Source organism: Paenibacillus koleovorans NBRC 103111 (assembly GCF_004000845.1).
GTDB lineage: Bacteria > Bacillota > Bacilli > Paenibacillales > NBRC-103111 > Paenibacillus_AA > Paenibacillus_AA koleovorans.
The window spans coordinates 1-12,396 of record NZ_BIMA01000159.1 but is presented as its reverse complement, the minus strand read 5'-3'; the positions used below and the strand labels follow the sequence as shown (position 1 = coordinate 12,396).

The 12,396-nt window shown below is 59.0% G+C and carries 10 protein-coding genes; 7 read left to right on the top strand and 3 right to left on the bottom strand.

Going from position 1 to position 12,396, the window contains the following annotated elements; all coding sequences use genetic code 11:
* The first annotated feature begins 355 nt into the window (after positions 1–355).
* The 3 genes from PKO02S_RS29675 (at position 356) to PKO02S_RS29665 (ending at position 5,956) form a co-directional block, all read left to right on the top strand.
* Positions 356–2,773, top strand: coding sequence for an AraC family transcriptional regulator (locus tag PKO02S_RS29675; RefSeq protein WP_127588631.1), 2,418 nt, complete (start codon positions 356–358; stop codon positions 2,771–2,773).
* Positions 2,774–2,932: 159 nt separating this feature from the next.
* Positions 2,933–4,546, top strand: coding sequence for a type 2 periplasmic-binding domain-containing protein (locus PKO02S_RS29670; RefSeq protein WP_127588630.1), 1,614 nt, complete (start codon positions 2,933–2,935; stop codon positions 4,544–4,546).
* Between the two features lie 198 nt (positions 4,547–4,744).
* Entirely contained in the window at positions 4,745–5,956 is a 1,212-nt protein-coding gene (locus tag PKO02S_RS29665; protein ID WP_127588629.1) for an MFS transporter, read from the top strand.
* Here the strand turns inward: PKO02S_RS29665 and PKO02S_RS29660 are convergent.
* On the bottom strand, positions 5,931–7,082 hold the full coding sequence (locus PKO02S_RS29660; protein WP_127588628.1) for a metallophosphoesterase: 1,152 nt from the start codon (positions 7,080–7,082) through the stop codon (positions 5,931–5,933). The genes PKO02S_RS29665 and PKO02S_RS29660 overlap by 26 nt on opposite strands.
* 85 nt (positions 7,083–7,167) lie before the next feature.
* Here PKO02S_RS29660 and PKO02S_RS29655 point away from each other — a divergent pair, with 85 nt between their 5' ends.
* A complete protein-coding gene (locus PKO02S_RS29655; RefSeq protein ID WP_246067627.1) occupies positions 7,168–8,145 on the top strand; it encodes a TRM11 family methyltransferase in 978 nt (325 codons plus the stop codon).
* 24 nt (positions 8,146–8,169) lie between these two features.
* Here the strand turns inward: PKO02S_RS29655 and PKO02S_RS29650 are convergent, their stop codons facing one another.
* Positions 8,170–8,310, bottom strand: coding sequence for a cold-inducible protein YdjO-related protein (locus PKO02S_RS29650; RefSeq protein ID WP_307720051.1), 141 nt, complete (start codon positions 8,308–8,310; stop codon positions 8,170–8,172).
* A 174-nt stretch (positions 8,311–8,484) separates the two neighbouring features.
* Complete coding sequence (locus PKO02S_RS29645) at positions 8,485–9,708, bottom strand: MFS transporter (protein ID WP_127588625.1); 1,224 nt, start codon at positions 9,706–9,708, stop codon at positions 8,485–8,487.
* A gap of 92 nt (positions 9,709–9,800) precedes the next feature.
* Between PKO02S_RS29645 and nagZ the strand changes: the two genes are divergently transcribed.
* From nagZ to PKO02S_RS29630, 3 genes are all read left to right on the top strand, one after another.
* Positions 9,801–11,141, top strand: a complete 1,341-nt coding sequence (gene nagZ / locus PKO02S_RS29640; RefSeq protein WP_164821762.1) for a beta-N-acetylhexosaminidase — start codon at positions 9,801–9,803, stop codon at positions 11,139–11,141.
* 23 nt (positions 11,142–11,164) lie between these two features.
* Positions 11,165–11,863: a DNA alkylation repair protein gene (locus tag PKO02S_RS29635; protein WP_127588632.1), complete on the top strand. Its 699-nt coding sequence runs from the start codon at positions 11,165–11,167 to the stop codon at positions 11,861–11,863.
* Between the two features lie 230 nt (positions 11,864–12,093).
* Complete coding sequence (locus tag PKO02S_RS29630; RefSeq protein ID WP_127588623.1) at positions 12,094–12,294, top strand: cold-shock protein; 201 nt, start codon at positions 12,094–12,096, stop codon at positions 12,292–12,294.
* Positions 12,295–12,396: the final 102 nt, after the last annotated feature.

The following is a 12,396-nucleotide window of genomic DNA, read 5'->3' as shown; positions in this document are numbered from 1 at the left end:
CAATTTTACCCTACATCGCATCCGGCCGCCCGTTTCAGCTGCCAAGTAGACCAATTTTACCTTACATCGCGCCTCGCCGCAGCCCCCGCCCCCGCCAATTGAGCAATCCCAGCCCCCGCCACAACTATCCAAGCAACACTGCCACACTAAGCACAGCAAACCGAACCATCCAGCTCCCTTGAAGATGAGGTTGGGGATGGAGGTTCGTTATCCGGCGAGGGGTTCCGTTAGGTAGGCAGCTCTGCGTCGGCGTGGGAGTGGAGTGGGCATCTGCTAATATCATCTACCGCGAAACTTGTCGACAGATGTATAATAGAGCTTATCCAAAGTAGTACCGGAACGGGGGAGGCTCGGCATGGCGCAAAAGTTGCTGCAAAGTCTGACGTATCAACGCAAGCTGTTGCTGTTCTGCCTTTTCTTGAGCATCGCTCCCGTCCTGTTGATCGGCGCTGTGGCGACCACAATCGCGTCCCGCAGCTTGCAAGAGGAAGTCGGGGCGCATCAGGCGACCGCGCTGAAGGTCATCCAGGTCCAGACGGACAACCTGCTCGTGCGGATGGAGCAAATCTCGCTATCGCTGGCCGGCAATCCGATCCTGCTGAGAGCGATCGACGAAGGCGTGTCGACCGACACCATCGAGAACTCCCGAGAGCTGATGAACCTGCTGCAAAATACGGTGCTCAGCTCGAACATCCCGTTCGACGTGTCCCTCGTCATGACCAAGTTCAGCACGGTGTACTCCTTCCGCATGGGGATGCTGCGCCAGATTGACTACCCGCTCAATGAGATCGTGAAAACGACGCAAATGACAGGCAACCAAGCCTATAAAATACCGCCCAACACATATACGAATCAAAAAGAGCTGCTGCTCGTCCGCACCGTCCCGCTCAACTCGCCGCACCCGAAAGCGATTCTCGTGCTCCACCTGAACCCGAAGCAGCTGCAGGAGCTGATCGGCATGACGGAGCTGAGCGGGAAACGGTACATCTACTTGCTCGACGACCAGAATCGGCTTATGGCGCGCGATCCGGAAGACGCGACAGCGGGAGGTCTCAGCCCGACCGGCCCGATCTCGGGTTTGCAGGCCATGCTGCAGAGCGAAGAGCCGCTGCCGGTCCAAATCCATTACGAAGGCGAAGCCTATTTCGTCACAAACCTCCAATCGGCGTTGAACGGCTGGAAATACATCGTCATGTCCCCGGTAGCGGAAGTCCACCGCAAATCGAACAACATCCAATCGCTCACCTGGCTGATCGTACTCGTCATCGCCATGTGCTGGGGTTTGCTGGCCGCGCTCGGCTCCAAGCGTTTGTTCGCGCCGCTCCAGCGCCTTATCGCCCGGACGTTCGCCAAGGAGGATCAGGCGCTGCCGAAGGGGCGAGACGTCATGGGCGCCTTGCACGCGTATATGACGGAGATGAAAACCGCGAACGAGCGGCTGCATGGCCGGCTGGCAGAGCAAAGCTTCGTCATGAAGGAGCACGCGCTGCTGCAACTGATTCGCGGAGAACAGCTCGCCGGGGCTGCCCTATGGGACGGGGCCGATTACTTGGCCGTCCTCCAGCGCCCGTACATCGTCGTCGGCTTGGCCGAGATCGACGCGGTCGCGGGCATCGAGCCGATCGTCCCGCACCCGCACCCGGAGCCGGCGCTCATGACGCAGGCGCTGTGCCGGCTGCTGGAGGAGCTCGCTGCCGCAAGCGGGCAGCCGCTGCTCGCGGCATCGCCGAAGCAAGGGCAGGTCGTTTTCCTGCTCGGCATCGAGCACCCGGAACCGGAGGCGGAGGCGGAGGCGGACCACAGCCACAGCCACGGCCACAGTCACAGCGGCGGCTCCGGCCACGACTACAGCCACAGCCTCTCCCTACGGGAGCTGTACGACCGGTTCCGCCAGGAAGCCGCCGTCACGCTGAACCTGACCGTATCGCTGTTCCTCAGCGATCCGAAGCCGGGCAGCGGCCACATTCGCGCCTCCTACGAGGAGGCGCAATCGCTGCTGCAATACCGCTGGACGCTCGGCGCGAACGCGCTGCTCACGATGAGGGAGCTGCGCGCCACCGTGTCCGTAGGGACCCGCCAGCTTGTGCAGAAGGAGCAGGCGGTCGTCTCCAGCCTGTCGCGCGGGGAATTCGAGCAGGCGACCCGGCAGCTGCTCGAGCTGGTGACGCTGGCGTCCGAATCGGTCAGCAGCTCGGAGACGGTGCGCGGCTTGTTCGCCCATCTGCTCGGCGAGCTCGACAACCTGCTGCAGGAATCCGGCGTGGAGCTGAACGAGCTGCTCGGCGGCGGCATGATGGCCCAATGGAACGACATGAAATCAATCTACGAGCTGCAAATGTGGATGGTCGGGCAAGTAATCCCGGCAATCCGCTCGCATCTGGAATCGAAGCAAGTCCCCCGGCGCAAAAAAGTAGTCGCGCAGACTATCGCAGCGATCCGTTCGCAATTCGAGACGGACTTGTCGCTGCAGTTGCTCGCCGATCAGCTGCAAGTGACGCCGAAATCGCTCAGCCGCTGGTTCAAGGAAGAGACCGGCGAATATTTCGCCGATTATTTGATCCGCTTCCGCATGGAGAAGGCGCGAGAATGGCTCATGCATAGCGACATGCCGGTGAGGGAAGTGGCGGAGCGGCTCCGGTATGCTTCGGTGCAAAATTTCAGCCGTATTTTCAAACAGACAATGGGGACGACGCCGGGCAGCTTGCGAACCAAATCGGGTCGCTCCAATGAGGAAGATACGGATACAGACGGAGCATCGGAAGAACAGTCCTAGTCCCGCAAGCAATGCCGAACAACCGTTTATCTTTAACTCCCAATCGTTATCTTTTGCTCCCAAGCGCTTGCGGCAAGTGAACATTGAAGGTCCGGAGGTTCCGTGTGAAGATGGGGGTGTTTAAACGACGCCAGACCATTAGAAAACGGAGGGTTGATCATGAAAGCGCTAAACACGATCCGCAGCGGGGCTTTCGTATTAGTAGCCGCCTCGCTTACGCTGACCGCCTGCGGAGCCAAGGAAGAGACGCCGGCACAAACCTCGACTAGCTCGCCGAGCACCGCGGCAACGGTAACGGCACAGCCGAACAAGTACACGCAGAAGCTGACGCTGGACTGGTTCATCTCGGCACCGGCCAACACGAACTTGCCGGATGCGGCCAAAGATTTTGTGCGCAAGGCGATTGAAGAAAAGTTCAACGTAGAGCTGAAAGTAGCGTACATGGCGACCGGCACGGATTACACGACGAAGACGAACACCCTGCTCGCCTCCAGTCCTCCGGACATGTGGAGAGACGCGACGGCTGACGGCGGCCAGAAGTACGCGCTCGACGGCATCCTCGCCGACATGACGAAGTTCGTGACGCCGCAGACGATGCCGAACTACTTCAAGTACTGGACCACCGCCGACGAGCTGAAAAACTACCAAGTACAAGGCAAATTCGTCCGCGCTCCGCTGCCTTATTCGAAGTCGGTGTACCGTTCCTTCTATATCCGGAAGGATTGGCTCGATAAGCTGGGGTTGAAGCTGCCGACGAACTATACGGAATACTACAATATCCTGAAAGCGTTCACGACAGGCGATCCGGACGGCAATGGCAAAGGGGACACGTACGGCTTCACGACGGCGGGCAGCGGGCTCAACCTCGGCACCGAGTGGCCGGAGCTGCTCAAGAACGGGATTTTCAGTCCGGCCCCGATCAAGAACAACACGTACCAAGACTTGACGGCTTCGCCGGAAATGCAAGGGGCGCTCGACGATGTCCTTAAGGTCATTAACGACAAGCTGGTCGATCCCGACTGGTATTTGAACAAGCCGCCTCAGCATATCGAGAAAGCGATTCAAGGCAAGGTCGGCGTCGTGATGGGCACTACGAAGGACTTCGCGTTCGACAACAACCAGCAAGGCATTCAATTCCGCTCCAAGCAGGTGAATCCGAATGCGAACTGGGTGCCGTTCACGATGTTCCCGAATCAGCCGATCACGTCCGAGCCGGCGCCCGGCGCCCCGTTCCTGTTCGCTAAGACGGTCGCGGACAAAAATCCGGAGCGGATCGAGCGCAGCGTAGCGATTCTGGATTGGCTGGCAAGCGAAGAGGGGTATATCCTGACACACTTCGGAGAGGCGAACAAGCACTATACACGGAACGGCAACGCTATTACGCTGAACCTCGACGCGTACAGCAACGACATCGGCAAAAACGGCGATTTCCTGAAGGTGTGGTCGTTCTTCACGGGCGTTGTAGCGCAGCCGGAAGTGTACGGGCTTACGGTGGTCGATTCCCGGGAGACGGACCGCGACCGAGAGATTACGAAGTTCCTCGACGCGATTCCGAAGAACAAATTCGTCGGCACCTCGCTCGTCGCGCCGGAAGGCTTCGATCTCGCCGGTTACCGCAAACGTCAGAACGAGCTGTTCTCCAAGGTCATCTTCGAGGATAAGTCGGCGAAGAACTGGCCGCTGTATCGGGATGAGCTGATGACGAAGTACAAAGGCAAGGATCTGTACGACAAATATATCGCCGATCTGAAGGCCGCCGGTATTCTGAAGTAGGCAAGGAAGCCGCTTCACCCGGCCGGCAGAGGGCAGACTGCGGCCTGGACGAGCGGAGCTGTGCAGGGAAACGGCGGGGCAGCTGCCGCTTCCGGCAACCATGATGGAACGAGACTCTTTCAATAGAGCTCGTTCCATCTTGTTGTTAGAGTGGTATAATGGACCAATAGCATTTTCGCACGGTACTGCAGGAGGTCTATGGAGCTTTCGTGGAAACGCAATTTGTACGTGCTTTGGCTAGGCATTTTCTTTTGCAGCATGTCGTATTCGATTTCGGTCCCGTTCCTGCCGCTCTTCCTGAACAGCGAGCTCGGCGTGGAGAGCCATCTCGAGACCTGGTCGGGTGTAGCCTTCGGCATCACCTTTCTGGCTAGCGCGATGATCGCGCCTTATTGGGGCTCGCTGGCCGACAAGTACGGACGCAAGCCGATGATTTTGCGGTCCGGGTTCAGTTTATCGGCCTTATATTTGCTCACCTATTTCGTCTCGAACCCGTACGAGCTGGTCGGCATCCGCATCATGCTAGGGCTGCTGTCCGGCTTCGTCCCGTCTTCGATTGCACTGATTGCGACCAACACGCCGGATAAGCAGGTCGGCTATGCGCTAGGGATCATCTCTACGGCAGGTGCGGCAGGCAGCATTCTCGGGCCGTTCATCGGAGGCCTCTCAAGCCACTGGTTTGGCTTCCGGGAATCGTATCTGCTGTCCGGCACGATCGTCTTGATCGCCGTGTTGATCGCCTGGATTGGCGCGCGGGAGCATAACTTCAACCGCAGTGCCTCGCGTTCCAGCGTCCGGAACGACCTGAGGGAGGCAGTCGCCAACCGCCCGTTGACGAGACTGCTCGGGCTCAGCCTGCTGATCGCCGCCTCCGTCATGATTCTCGAGCCGCTGCTCACGATCTATGTGCTGCAGCTGGGAGGCTCGCATGACACCGCCTCGCTCAGCTCGGGTATCATCTTCTCCGCCGTCGGCCTCGCGACTGTGCTGGCGGCGCCGATCTGGGGCAGGATCGGGGCGCGGATCGGCTATCAGAAAACGCTGTTCATCGGCTTGATCGGCGGTGGGGTCGGCAATTTGCTGCAGTTTTTTTTCCACAGTCTCGTTGGCTTCGGGGTGCTGCGCTTCGTCTACGGGCTGTTCTTCGCCGCCGTCTATCCGTCGGTACAGGCGATGATTGTGAAGGAGACGGACTCCTCCTTCCGGGGTCGGGCGTTCAGCCTGAATCAGTCGGCGAATCAGCTGGGCCATATGGCGGGGCCGGTCGTAGGCGGCGCGCTCGGCGGCTGGCTGTCGATTCCGATCGTCTTCCTGCTGAACGGCTTCGCCTTGATCGGGACTGCGGTTCGTTTCGTACCGAGAAGAACGAAAACACCCGCGTCCGTTACGCGGGTGTCCGAAACCGAATGACGAGCCGGATGATCTCCGACCGGCTCCCGAGCCGAATGGGCGGTCCCCATGTCCCGTATCCGGAGGATACGACGGCGTGGAGACGGCCCTTCTGCTTGTAGCCCCAGTCGAGCTCGAACAGCCGGCGGGTGATGAGGTGGTTCGGCGTCATCTGGCCGCGATGCGTGTGCCCGGACAGCATGACGTCAACGCCGCTCGCCGCAGCCGAGTCGAACCCGTACGGCTGATGGTCGAGCAGGAACACCGGCAGCGCCTTGTCGACTTCGGCGAGCAGCGCTTCGTGGCTGAGTCGCCCGCCGCCCGGCATTCGCTCCGCCGTCTTGTCCTTGCGGCCGGCGACGTAGAAGTGATCGCCGATCCGGACCGTTCGGTCCATCAGCACCTCGATGCCGATGTCCCTCATCGTGCGCACGTAATCGGCGATATGACCGCCGAAGTACTCGTGGTTGCCGAGTACGGCGAAGATGCCGAAGCGCGCCCGAAGCCGGGCCATCGACTCGGCCATCCCTTGGCGGACGAACGGCACGAACGAGTCGTCGAGGATATCGCCGGGTAGCAGGATCAAGTCGGGTTTCATCTCCGTGAGCTTGTCGACGAGCACATTCAAGTACCGCTTGCGCACAAGCGAGCCGAGGTGCAGGTCGGATGCCGCCGCCACCGTGAGCTCCTTCAGGCCGCCGGCTTCTTTGTCGATCGCAATCTCGTACGTCCGGACGATCGGGTTCCAGGCGTTCCAGACGCCTTTGGCCAGCAGGGCGAGGACGAGGACGGATGCGACTCCGCCGAGCCAAGGGATGTAGGCATCCGGATCGGCACCGGCCAGGTGGAACACTAGCGCGATCAAGTCTACGAGAGGCATGAGCAGGAACAAGTAAAACAAGGCCGCCATCCACCACGCGCCTACTATTTTGAGCAAGGAAGAGACGCGATGGGGCATAAACCGCTCGGCCAGCCGGGCCAGCACATAGGAGAACGCGATCAACCAGAACAAGCTCCAGAATGCCGCATGGGGAATGCCGGGCCAGATTCGGTCCAGCCAGTTCAGCAGGTTCCAGCCTACGTAGTAATGAATGCCGGTAAACACGACAAGAATAGATGTGAGAATAAGGGCGAATCTGGCTCTCATGGAAAACTCCTCTTAGCTTTTATAGATGAATGACTGGAACAAGACAGATAATGGTAAAAAGTGGCAGAAAGGAACGACAACGCCAGTGAACAAAGATGCTAAACATGTAATCCCGTTTCCCTCATTATACGCTTATCCGTACGCCTGTCACAAAGAGGAAGAGTCGCTGTGCCTCATGGAGCTGCGAGCGTTGTTCGGCTATGAGTCGAAACCGGGATCGGGGCTAGTGGTCAGCGAACGGCAGTTGGATCCGAGTCGAAGTCCGTTTGTGAAAATGAGGATCGATGTTAGCTATGCCGCTACGAGTCTGAAGGATCTGACTGAGCAGGTTCACGCGTTGGCGCTGGAAGAGGGCAGAACGTTCAAGGTTCAATACGTGAAAGGCGATCGGTCGGTTTCGTCGCGGGTAGACTACGAGGAAGAACGGCGAATCGAGAGGGCGATCGGAGCGCGGGTTCGGGGCAAAGCGGAGATGCGTCGGCCGGATGTGCGTTTCGGTGTGCTGCTGGCGGGGGATGGAAGGTGGTTGTTCGGCGAGCTGCGCGAAAATGAAGCGGTGTGGCTGCGGCATAAAGCGAAGCCCCGCCCCTACTCGACGGCTCTGTCCGCCAGGGTGGCGCGAGCCGTCGTCAATATAGCGGTGCCCGACCCGGCGTGCGTGCGGGCGATCGATCCGTGCTGCGGAATCGGCACGGTGCTCGTCGAAGCGCTGTCGATGGGGATCGACATCGTCGGGTCGGACGTGAATCCTCTTGCGGTGCAAGGGGCTAGAGTCAATCTGGCGCACTTCGGCTATGCGGACGTCGTTCGCGTCCAGGATATTCGGGAAGCAGCCGGTATGTATGATGCGGCTGTGCTGGACCTGCCTTACAACCTATGCTCCGTGCTGCCGGAGCCCGAACAGCTGGAGATGTTGGTCAGCGTCAGGCGGCTTGCGAAACGCGTCGCGGTCGTTGCGATTCACCCGATCGAAGAGGCGCTCGCGCAAGTCGGATTCCGCGTGACGGATCGCTGCGATATTCGCAAGGGCGGTCTCGTACGGACCGTCTATTCGTGCGAGTAGGCGCTTGGCTGCTATCCGCCCAAACTATCGGCGGGTGTTATTTGTCAGGGCAGGGAGCAGCTTCATGTCTTTGACCATTGGCGATTGGCAGATCGGACAGGACGGGGCGTCGAGAAAGGAGAAGTTCTCGCGCATCCAGCAGGAGCACCCGTCGGTGCTGCACATCCAAATGTGAGTCTCCTCTTGTTGGACTTCCTCCACGGCTTTCTTCGAATAGTACAAGTCAACTACCTCCTCAGGACTGCCCGGTAGGGCAGGAATGGAAAAGAACTGCCCGATACGGACAGTTCTATAAGGACATGACTAGTATACGAAAGTTGCAGGAATTTATACCAATAATTATGAAGCGCGGGAGGAACGGTCCCCGGCCGGCACATCCGCCAGCACCCGTCTCGCCAGCCGAATCGCGGTCGCCATGATCAGCAGCATAAGGAGCGACGAAGCGGCCATCAGCCATAGCGCGTAGTTCGACGGCCAGATGTCCATGATGGCGCCGGAGCCTTTGGGGAGCAAGGCGCCGCCGAGCCCGCCCGCGGCAACGAGGATGCTGGTGGTGCGGTCGGATGTACCGGGCAAGGAGTTGTTCCAATACACGAGCCCCATTGAGAACATGCCGGCCATGATGAGGCCGAGGACGACGATCAGCACCAGGCTGGCCGGCGCACGCCCGGCTAACGCGAGGAGCATGCAGACTGCGGCGGTCCCTGTACTGGTCAACAGCAGGAAGACGGAGTAGCGGATACGGTCTGCTACGAAGGTTATAATGAAGCGGCCGACGGCCATCGCCGCCCAGAACAGGCTGACCGACCATGCCGCCGCCGATTCGCTAAGCCCTGTCTTCAGGTGCAGGATAGACGGCAAATAATGCGCCAGACTCATTTCGGTGCCTACATAGAGGAAGAAGAAAAGCGCGCCTGCGGCCACCAGTCCCAGCATCGGCCTCGAATACTTCGTCTGTGACGGGGAGACCGGCTCGTTCGCAGCAGGCAGAAGATTCTCCTGGCCCGGCGTTTCGAGGGTACGTTTGCCGATGGAAGGCAGCAGCCAGAGCAGCATCGTCAAGGCCGACCACACTGCGACGAATGGAAACGCCCACCGCCAATGCTCGCCGCTGACCAGGATCGCCGCTACTCCCGGCATGACCAAGGCGCCCACGCCGAAGAACACTTCGAGACGGCTCATCACGGATGCGCGTTTCTCCGTAATGACAGCCAGAATCGTAGCGCCGATGACCGACTCGATCGTGCCGAAGCCGAACCCCGCGAGCGGTGCGACGGCCAGCATCCAGCTCCAGTCGGGCAAGAAGCTGTAGACCGTCTCCGCGATGGTAAGCGCGGCGGTAGCGAGCAAGATCGTCGATCGTCTCCCGAGCTGTCCGATCATCCAGGGCGAGAGAAGGACGCCGGCGAGGAAGCCGAGGAATTGGTGCATCACCAATTGCCCGCCGTCGGAGTAAGATACCCCATAGTGCGAGATGAGGGGTTCCATGACCGGCCCTACGACCGTATGGGCGAGTCCGATCAAAAAGTAAGATAAACAGCCTAGCCAGATCAACTTGTTCATTCGTCCAGTGTAGCAAACATAGCGTCGGTTGACTAGAGAATGGTATGATTAACCTTCAGGGTGGACATATTGCTCTTAGCAGGGAGGGATCCATGGTGCAAATGTGGAAGCATCGTAGAAAAAAGGCCCTATTGTCCGTACCGATCGTTGTAACGGCTGTGACCGTTCTGTTAGCCGCCTGTTCGGGCGGAGGGGACGGAAGAGACCCAGGCGGAAGCTTGGCTAGCGGCTCTACACCGCCGCCGGCAACCGCCACAGCTGTCGCGACCGCGTCGAGCAAACCTACCGCCACGCCGATGTCTACCTTGGATCCGGTCGCTGCAGCCGAGGCCGCACTCCGCAAGCGCGTGGAGGCGATGCCGCTGGAGTCGAAGATCGGCCAGCTCGTGCTCGTAGGCTTGGATGGGACGGCGATGGACGCTCATGCCCGCGAACTCATCCAGACTTACCGCGTGAGCGGCTTCATTTTATATAAGCCTAATATTACGAGCGGCGCTCAGACTCAGTCACTCCTGAACGAGCTGAAGCGGACGAATGCCGCCGTCCCGGGAGCGGTGCCGCTCTGGCTGAGCGTCGACCAGGAGGGCGGGCGCGTCGACCGGCTGCCGGAGCCTTTCGTCCGAATCCCGACCGCTCAGGAAATCGGACGCAGGGATAGGGATTCCTACTCTTACCAAGTAGGACAAGCGTTGGCGGCGCAAGTAAGCGCGCTCGGCTTCAACCTGAACTTCGCCCCGGTGCTCGATGTGAACAGCAACCCGAACAATCCGGTCATCGGCAACCGTTCGTTCGGTTCGATGCCGGATATCGTGATCGAACACGGGCTGCAAGTCATGGAGGGCATCCGCTCCAAGGGCGTCATGCCGGTCGTGAAGCATTTCCCCGGCCATGGCGATACGTCGGTAGACTCGCATTTGGACTTGCCGGTCGTGAACAAAAGCTTGGCCCAGCTGCAGGCGCTTGAGCTTCAGCCGTTCCAGGCGGCGGTCGGCAAAAAAGCCGACGCCGTGATGATTGCCCACTTGCTGTTGCCCAAGCTCGACCCGGATCACTCGGCTTCCCTGTCGCCCGCGGTCATCGGCGGCTTGCTGCGCGGAGATATGCACTATGACGGGATCGTCATTACCGACGATATGACGATGGGCGGCATCACGAAGCACCAGGACATCGGCCAAGCGGCGGTTCAATCGGTGCTGGCGGGCAGCGATATCGTGCTCGTCGGCCATGACTTCGATATGCAAGTGAAGGTATTAGATGCGCTGAAGCAAGCGGTGGCGAACGGCACCATCTCCGTGAAGCGCGTGGAGGATAGCATCGTCCGCACGCTGCGGATGAAGGATCAGTACAAGCTGAAGGACGCGGCGGTCACCGGGAACGAAGCGATTGCGGAGGCGAATCGGCTGGCGGAAGCGGCTTTGGCGGAAGGCAAATAAGCGATGAGGAGCGGTCGGGGATGATGAAGAAGCAGGCGTTGGCGTATGCCCAAGCGGCGAAAGCCGCCCTGGAAGCAGGGGCGGATGCGCAGAAAGCGGTGGCGATGAAAGCCTATATGCGCGACCAGTTCGAGTTCCTCGGCATTCCACAGCCGGAGCGCAAGCTCATAGACGACCGTTTCCTTAGCGAGCACGGCTTACCGGAGCCTGCCGAGCTGGAAGCGGTCGTCCGGGCGCTGTGGGAGCTGCCCGAGCGCGAGTATGCGTATTTCGCCCTCGGACTGCTGTCCAGAACCCGCAAGAACGCGCCGCCGGAACGGCTCGGGCTGCTGGAATGGCTGATCGTGACGCATTCCTGGTGGGACACGGTCGACGAGCTGGCCGCGAATCAGGTGGGGCCGCTGCTCGCGAAATACCCGGAGCTGATCGAGTCCGTTACCAGTCGCTGGATGGACTCCGGCCATCTATGGCTGCAGCGGACCGCCATCCTGTTCCAGCTGAAGTATAAAGCCAAGACGGATACCGCGCTGCTGTACAGCTATATCGGGCGACTTGCCGGATCAAAGGAGTTTTTCATCCGCAAGGCGATCGGCTGGGCGTTGCGTGAATACTCCAAGACGGCTCCCGAGGAAGTGAGTGCTTTTGTCGCCGAACACGAGCTGTCCCCGTTAAGCAAACGCGAAGCTTTGAAGGTCATAAACCGTGCAGTGGCGCTGGAATAAAAAGATTTCGATTCCTCAACTTGGACTCGTTTTGGGCGATTGCGTTTTCGAAAATCATGTGCTACAATGAACCTAATTGCAAACCGCATTTATGAGCGACCTATTCACATATTGTAAAGGGTTATCATGATGTCAGAATGATGGAACCTTTTCCAATATGTGAATTTTTTATTTGCTCCCCTAAGTAAATAAGAGTTACATGTTAAACCAATTGATTGGAGGATTTACAAATGCAAACAGGTACAGTGAAATGGTTCAACGCAGAAAAAGGCTACGGTTTTATCAGTGTTGAAGGTGGAAGCGACGTATTCGTTCACTTCTCCGCTATCCAAGGCGATGGCTTTAAGACACTTGACGAAGGACAACGCGTTCAATTCAACGTTGTTCAAGGCAACCGCGGTCCACAAGCTGAGAACGTAGTTAAGCTGTAAGAAACGAAGAGAGCCCGGCACTCGTGCCGGGCTCTTTTTTGACTTTATAGAAAGCATAAGTTGTTGGGGCGGAACCGAAGGTTCCCCCTTTTTAAACCTATC

What these genes read in the sequence shown, in the direction of transcription:
- PKO02S_RS29675 (WP_127588631.1), top strand. Translation starts at nt 356, where the DNA reads ATGGCGCAAAAGTTGCTGCAAAGTCTGACGTATCAACGCAAGCTGTTG.
- PKO02S_RS29670 (WP_127588630.1), top strand. Translation starts at nt 2,933, where the DNA reads ATGAAAGCGCTAAACACGATCCGCAGCGGGGCTTTCGTATTAGTAGCC.
- PKO02S_RS29665 (WP_127588629.1), top strand. Translation starts at nt 4,745, where the DNA reads ATGGAGCTTTCGTGGAAACGCAATTTGTACGTGCTTTGGCTAGGCATT.
- PKO02S_RS29660 (WP_127588628.1), bottom strand. Translation starts at nt 7,082, where the DNA reads ATGAGAGCCAGATTCGCCCTTATTCTCACATCTATTCTTGTCGTGTTT.
- PKO02S_RS29650 (WP_307720051.1), bottom strand. Translation starts at nt 8,310, where the DNA reads ATGTGCAGCACCGACGGGTGCTCCTGCTGGATGCGCGAGAACTTCTCC.
- PKO02S_RS29645 (WP_127588625.1), bottom strand. Translation starts at nt 9,708, where the DNA reads ATGAACAAGTTGATCTGGCTAGGCTGTTTATCTTACTTTTTGATCGGA.
- nagZ (WP_164821762.1), top strand. Translation starts at nt 9,801, where the DNA reads ATGGTGCAAATGTGGAAGCATCGTAGAAAAAAGGCCCTATTGTCCGTA.
- PKO02S_RS29635 (WP_127588632.1), top strand. Translation starts at nt 11,165, where the DNA reads ATGAAGAAGCAGGCGTTGGCGTATGCCCAAGCGGCGAAAGCCGCCCTG.
- PKO02S_RS29630 (WP_127588623.1), top strand. Translation starts at nt 12,094, where the DNA reads ATGCAAACAGGTACAGTGAAATGGTTCAACGCAGAAAAAGGCTACGGT.